This window comes from Pseudomonas protegens, assembly GCF_003732485.1.
Taxonomy (GTDB): domain Bacteria; phylum Pseudomonadota; class Gammaproteobacteria; order Pseudomonadales; family Pseudomonadaceae; genus Aquipseudomonas; species Aquipseudomonas protegens_B.
Map to the genome: position 1 here is coordinate 341,694 of NZ_MOAK01000081.1, position 5,127 is coordinate 346,820.

Genomic DNA, 5,127 nt, shown 5'->3' on the forward strand with positions numbered 1-5,127 from the left:
AGTGACAGTGGCCAGGGCAGGCTGGCCCGACGCCAGACCAGGCGCTCGGGGTCGTGCACCGTGGCGCTCAAGGGCAGGCTGGGAAAGCGTTGGCGCAAGGCCTTGAGGGCGTGGAACTCCGCCAGCCGGCCACCCCCCAGTTCGGCGTGAACCAGATCGATGCCCTGCCAGTCCGTTTGCGCCACACGTTCCACCGCCCGATCCGGGTCGTTGCCCAGTCCCGCCAGGGGCGTACTGACCCGCAGTCCCAGCCCCTCCAATGCGGCACGCAGGTGTGCGGCGTAGTCGGCGATACCGTTCTGTTCGGGAGGCATGGGAGCCAGCAGGGCGACATGCATCAGCTTGGACTCCTGATCCGTGCCATGAAACTCAGCACGTTCTCCGGGATGCCGAAGCGTCGACGGTTGATGATGATGCCGTCGACCCGCTTGAACGCGGTATTGAGGATCGACAGGGCGTTCTGCAGCACTGGCACTGTGGTGGTTTCGGCTTCGACGATCAGGGCGATCAGGTCCGCCTCGCGCAGGCTGACAAAGGCCTCCTGGTTGGAGAAAAAACCGGAGGCTTCCAGCAGCACGATTTCCCCGGGAGTGGCCTTGGCCGGGCCGTTGACCCGGACCTGATGGCCACGCTCCAGCAGCAGGTCCCGCAGGTGACCGGTGACGAAACTCACCCCCTCGCCGTGGCGTGCCGAGGTCAGGCCGATCACCAGTCCCTGTTCCGCAACCCGCTCCAGGGGCAGTACGCCGTACAGCCGATAGAGGCTGGCGGTAAAGGCGCTGTTGCGTTGCGGCAGGTGGCTGTCCAGGTCCTGCAGGCTGCTCCAGACCTTGACCCCGAAGCGCTCTTCGATCTGGTCGCCGTCATGGATGCGCTGATCCAGCAGATAGAAGAAGTACAGCGCCAGCAGGCCCACGGCCAGGCTCAGGGGAATGGCCGCCAGCAGCATGCTCAGGCTCTTGGGAAAGACCCGGCTGGGCTTGAAAGTGGCTTCTTCGATCAGCGCGATATTGCTGATCTGGCTCTGGTCCAGTTCCCGGTCGATCCGTGCCTTCTCAGTGCTGTCGCTGTACAGCGCAAAGCTCTTTTCCGCCGCGCTGAGTTCGCGTTGCAAGCGCGCCAGTTCCGGCTCCAGGGCCAGGGCCTGGCGCCGGTCCTGTTCCAGCTTGAGCAATTGGGTCTGTTGCTGGGCGGCCTGGGTCTGCAGGCGGCTGAGGCTGGCCTGCTGGTCGGCGAAGCTGTTCTGCAGGCGGGTATAGACCGGATTCGGTGCCAGGTTCTCGCTGCGCTGCACCGTGCTGTTTTCCGATTTCAGCAAGGCTTGCAGGTTGGTAATGGCGGCATCCATGGCCCGGACCGGCGGCGCACCTTCCTTGAAGGTGCGGAGCATTTCCTGGCGCTCGATCTGTTTGGCGTTGATCCGCTGCTGCAGGTCCTGGCGATCGGGGTTGAGGCTCATCTGGCGGCCGATACTGATCTCTTTCTTCATGCTGTTGAGCTGTTTCTGGATAGTGTCCAGGCCGCTCTTGGTGGACGCCACCGCCCGGGTGGTATTGAGGTGCTCGCCCTTGAGGTTATTGAGGTTGCGCGAGATGTCGTTGAGGCGCTCGTCGATGCTCACCGCCCCCAACTGGTTGAGGTAGTCGGCGATCTGCGTCTTGAAGCCGAGGATGCGCTGGTTGGTGCTGGCGCTTTCGGTTTCATAGAAGGCGTACAGGCTCTTGCGGCCGAGGGTTTGTGCGCGCTCCTGCTGGTACTGCTCGATCCAGCTCTTGACCACCGTCTGGGCCACTTGCGGGTCGTTCCAGGTGAAGCTCACCTCCATTACCGAGGAACCGGCGGCGTGGGTCACGCTGAAGTTTTTCAGCATGCGTTCGGTCAAGCGTTCGACCGGGGTCTGCTTTTCCACCAGGCCGACCAATTGCAGGGCGCCTCGCAGCAGGTCCACCAGGCCCTCCAGGGCGCTTTTCACGGCATTCTTCACGCTGCCCAGGATGCCGCCGGGCTGGGGTTGGCGGGACAGGTCGTCGAGGTACTGCTGCGCCACTTTGCGGGCAATGGGCTCGCCGGCGAGGATGCGCTCTTCATCGATGATCGGGTCGCGCTGGGCGCTGGGGATGACGACTGCCTGGCGGTCGGCAATCTCGATCGGCAGGGTGCTGGTGTCGCGTCCGGGCTTGACCAGCAGCAGGGCGGTGGATTCGAAGCGGTTGGGCAGCAAGAAAGCCCCCAGCACGATGATGATGAAGGTCACCAGGACGGTGATCTTGACCTCGCGCTTGAAGATGAAGAACAACCGCAGCAGATCGCGAAAGGAACGGATATTGATCATGAGTGCTGTCCTTGGCGATCAGTTGGCCGACTGGCGATTGATTTCGTAACTCGCCCCGATGCCGATCGACTTGGTGAACGGAATCAACTGGTTGAGGTACACATCCACCCATTCAATGCCGTTGCCGACGCTGGACTTGGGCACGAAAACCACGTCGCCGCGTTGCAGCAGCACCGGCGCGGCTCCGGCGTTGCCGGCGATCATGAATTTTCGGTAGTCGAAAAAGTAGGTCTTGTAGCGACCGTCCTCGCCCTCGCGCAGCAGGGCGATGTTGCGGCTGTCGCCCACCGACAGCAGGCCGCCAGCGCCGACGATCGCCTGTTCCAGGGTGGTGGTCACGGTCACCGGCAGGGACGCCGGATTGCGCACCGAACCGCCGACGAACACCGTGTTGCCCGGCGCTTGGTTGATGTTCACCGTCAGGGCCGAGTCCTGGTAGATGTTCTTCAGCTTGTTTTCCAGGACCTGGGTCAGCTGTTGCGGGGTCAGGCCCGCGGCCTTGATCTGCCCGGCATAGGGATAGGCGAAGGTGCCGTCGTTGAGCACGGTGAACAGTGTGAGTTCGTAGATCGAGTTGGCGGTGAAGGCCGAGATCGACGGCGCCTCGCCGGTGTTGCGGACGATGCGCAGGGTGTCTCCCGGGCGAATCCGCTGGGGCGGCAGCGGCTGGCCGGCCAAGGCATCTCCGGCGCGGTGGGCAGCCTGCAGATCCTGGCTGGGAGGCAACTCCACCTTTGCGGGTATGGAACAGGCACAGAGCATGAAAAGACTGGAAATCAGCAGCAGTTTCTTCATCGAGCGATCTTCCTGGCGTGCATAGTCACAACTCCCTGTCGGGCCAGATTCACGGGTCAAGCGCTGTTTCAGGTTTTGTCGGGTTCGGCGGGGGCCCGCCCATAAATGTCGTTGAAGCGCACGATGTCGTCTTCGCCCAGGTACTCGCCGCTCTGCACTTCGATCATCACCAGATCAATCACCCCGGGATTGACCAGCCGATGGGTGCGACCGGGCTTGATGAAGGTCGACTCGTTGGTGTTGAGCAGGAACTCATCCTCGCCATTGGTCACCCGGGCCATGCCGCTGACCACTATCCAGTGCTCGCTGCGGTGGTGGTGCATCTGCAGCGACAGAGAGGCTTCGGGCTTGACCATGATGCGTTTGATCTTGAAGCGCGGCCCCTCCTCGAGCACGGTGTAGGTGCCCCAGGGCCGGGTCACGGTGCGGTGCAGTTTGTAGGCGTCATGGCCCAGGCGCTTGAGTTCCTGGGCGATCAGCTTGACGTCCTGGCTGCGGTTGCCATCGGCTACCAGCAGCGCATCCGGGGTGTCGATGATGATCAGGTTGTTCAGGCCGACCCCGCCCACCAGGCGCTTGCGCGAGTCGATGTAGCAGTTGTTGACATCGTGCAGCACGGTCTCGCCGTTGCACTGGTTGCCGTGTTCGTCCGCCGGGGTCAGATCTCGAACCGCCTGCCATGAGCCGATGTCGCTCCAGCCCAGTTGGCAAGGCACCACGGCCACTTTCTTCGAGCGTTCCATCACCGCGTAGTCGATGGAGATATCGGGCGCCAGGGCGAAGCTTTCGCCGTCCAGTTCCACTTGCAGTTCGTGCTTGCCTTCCTTGCGATGGCTCAGCTCCAGACAGTGCTCGACGGCGCTGACGAGCTCGGGGACGAACTCGCGCAGCTCCTGGAGGATCACATCGGCGCGCATGCAGAACATCCCGCCGTTCCACAGATGCAGGCCACCATCGACGTAACGCTGGGCCGTCGCGGCGTCGGGTTTTTCGACGAAGCGGCTGACCTGGAAGCTTTCGCTGTTCAGGCCCTGGCCTTTCTCGATGTAACCGAAGCCGGTTTCAGCATGGGTCGGCACTATGCCGAAGGTTGCCAGCCAGCCTTGATCGGCCAGCTGTCGGGCGCTCTCCACCGCCGCGGCAAAGGCCTGGACGTCCTTGATCAGATGGTCGGCAGGCAGCACCAGCAATTGCGCATCATCGCCGTACAGGCGGCTGACATGCAGGGCCGCGGCGGCAATGGCCGGCGCGGTGTTGCGCCCGAAGGGTTCGAGGATGAAATCCAGATCGATTCGGGTGGTGTTCAGCAGGCGGTAATCATCCAGGGTGCGAAAGAACACCTCGCGGTTGGTTACCGTCAGCAGGCGGCCGACGTCCTTGAGGGTTGTGGCGCGCACGAAGGTCTTCTGCAGCAGGCTCTCGCCGTCCGGCAGGCGCATGAAGGGTTTGGGCATCGCCTCACGGGATACCGGCCACAGCCGGGTGCCGGCGCCGCCAGCAATGATGCAGGGAATGAGTGTGCTCATTCAGAAGGCCTCGCGGGTCATGATGACGGACGGAATGGTGCGGAACAGGATGTACAGGTCAAACCAGACTGACCAGTTTTCGATGTATTCCAGGTCGAATTCGACACGTTTTTCGATCTTTTCCAGGGTGTCGGTTTCGCCACGGTAACCATTGATCTGCGCCAGCCCGGTGATGCCCGGCTTGACCCTGTGGCGGGAGGTGTATTCCTTGACCGCCTCCTCGAAGAGGATGCCGGCAGCCTTGGTCGCTGTAGCGTGGGGCCGCGGACCGACCATGGACATGCTGCCGGCGAACACATTGAACAGTTGGGGCAGCTCGTCGAGGCTGGTCTTGCGGATGATTCGCCCGACCCGGGTGATGCGCGGGTCGCCACGGGTGGTCTGTTTCTCGGCGTTGGCGTCGCTCAGGTGCTGGTGCATCGAGCGGAACTTGTAGACCTCGATCAGCCGGTTGTTGTAGCCGTAGCGCTTCTG

The 5,127-nt window shown here is 62.8% G+C and carries 4 protein-coding genes and 1 pseudogene; all 5 read right to left on the reverse strand.

The window, feature by feature from the left end; all coding sequences use genetic code 11:
* Window positions 1–338 (reverse strand): annotated as a pseudogene (locus tag BLX41_RS36225) (glycosyl transferase family 1); the annotation flags it as partial.
* Window positions 338–2,332: a GumC family protein gene (locus BLX41_RS25425; protein WP_123727098.1), complete on the reverse strand. Its 1,995-nt coding sequence runs from the start codon at window positions 2,330–2,332 to the stop codon at window positions 338–340. The pseudogene BLX41_RS36225 and the gene BLX41_RS25425, both read right to left, overlap by 1 nt.
* 18 nt (window positions 2,333–2,350) lie before the next feature.
* On the reverse strand, window positions 2,351–3,127 hold the full coding sequence (locus tag BLX41_RS25430; RefSeq protein WP_123727099.1) for a polysaccharide biosynthesis/export family protein: 777 nt from the start codon (window positions 3,125–3,127) through the stop codon (window positions 2,351–2,353).
* 68 nt (window positions 3,128–3,195) lie between these two features.
* Entirely contained in the window at window positions 3,196–4,653 is a 1,458-nt protein-coding gene (locus BLX41_RS25435) for a mannose-1-phosphate guanylyltransferase/mannose-6-phosphate isomerase (protein ID WP_123727100.1), read from the reverse strand.
* On the reverse strand, window positions 4,654–5,127 hold a 474-nt coding region (locus BLX41_RS33870; protein WP_185073777.1), incomplete at its 5' end, for a sugar transferase.